Annotated in this window: 1 protein-coding gene; it reads left to right on the forward strand. The window is 65.3% G+C overall.

Going from position 1 to position 1,484, the window contains the following annotated elements; translation table 11 throughout:
• A partial coding sequence (locus tag ACFY5C_RS41505; RefSeq protein WP_389455270.1) for a tetratricopeptide repeat protein occupies window positions 1-1,484 on the forward strand: 1,484 nt, incomplete at both ends.

A 1,484-nucleotide genomic window follows, 5' to 3' on the forward strand; every position in this document is an offset into this window, starting at 1 on the left:
TGAAAGCACCGGCGCGCTGGCAGATCTCGACAACGCGATCGAGTGCTGCCAGGCCGCAGTCGAGGCGGCTCCCGAGGAACATCCTGCGCGCTCCATGTTCCTGTCTGGGCTCGGCACCGTCACGCTGACTCGATCCCAACGCACTGGTGAAACAGCCTATTTGGGCCGATCTGTTATTGCGTTCCGGGAAGCTCTGGAGATACTCCCGTCGGGGCACCGGGCTCGTGGGCTTCGTCTCTCCGGCCTGGGGCAGGCTCTCCTGGCGCGATACCGCATCGGCGGCGACAGGTCCGATCTCGATACGGCGATCGAGATGAACCGCGCTGCCTCCCGGGAAATTACCCCGCATCAGACCGAGTTCAACGCGGTTCTCAACAACCTGGCCATCTCCCTCGGGCAGCGTTTCGAATGCACTGGTGACATGGACGACCTGGACGAGGCGATCAGTGCCAGTCGTGCTTCCGCTCAGGCCACCGCGGACGGTCACGTCGACCGGCCGACCCGTCTGTCCAACGTCGGTCTGATGCTGTGGACTCGGTTCAAGCACACCGGGGCGTTGTCGGACTTGAACGCCGCGATCGAGTTCGCGCACGGAGCCGTGAAGACGGCACCCCGTGAACACTCCGCCTTGGCGGCGATGCTGTCCAATCTCGGCACAGTGTTGTTGCAACGTTACGAGCGGAACGGGGACCCTCAAGACATCGACGAGGTGGTCCGAAGAAACCGCGAGGTCCTCGGCATTACGGATGCAAGTAGTCCTGACCGCCCTCGCTTTCTCGCGAATCTGTGCACCGCCCTGCACACCCGTTTCCAGCGCCTTGGAGGCTTTGAGGACCTGGACGGCGCGGTCGCAGCGGGACATGACGCGACCGCTACCGTTCCGTCCCACCACCCTGAGCGCCCCAGGTACTTGTCCTTGCTGGGAGGTGTGCTGACCGTCAGGTTCGAGAGGACCGGGTCCATAGCGGATCTGGATGACGCGGTGGTTGCGTGCCAGGCTGCGCTCGACATCTCGTCCGCGGAACATCCGGAGCGCGCCGACTACCTGTTCCAGCTCGGGGCGGCCCTGTATCGCCGGTATCAGCGGACTCACACGCGGCACGACTTTGATCGCGCACTGGCCGCCCATATGGAAGGCGCGCGAGCCGACGGGGCCAGGCCCTCGATTCGTATTCGGGCCGCTCAGGCAGCGGCCTCAATGACCGGACGGTCGGATCCTGATCTCGCAGCCGATCTCTTGGCCAGCGCCGTACACCTGCTGCCCGAAGTGGCAGACCGCCGACTGAGCCGTGGTGACCAGCAGCACGCCATGGGCAAGTGGTCCGGGCTGGCCGGAGATGCGGCGGCACTGGCTCTTGCTTCTCGCGAAGGCACACCCGCTGAACGGGCGGCGCGAGCACTGCAGTTGATCGAGGTGGGTCGCGGCGTCCTCCACAGCCAGGCGTTGGACATGCGGAGCGACCTCGCAGAGCTTCGCGAGCGCC

Source organism: Streptomyces sp. NPDC012935 (assembly GCF_042900345.1).
Lineage (GTDB): Bacteria > Actinomycetota > Actinomycetes > Streptomycetales > Streptomycetaceae > Streptomyces.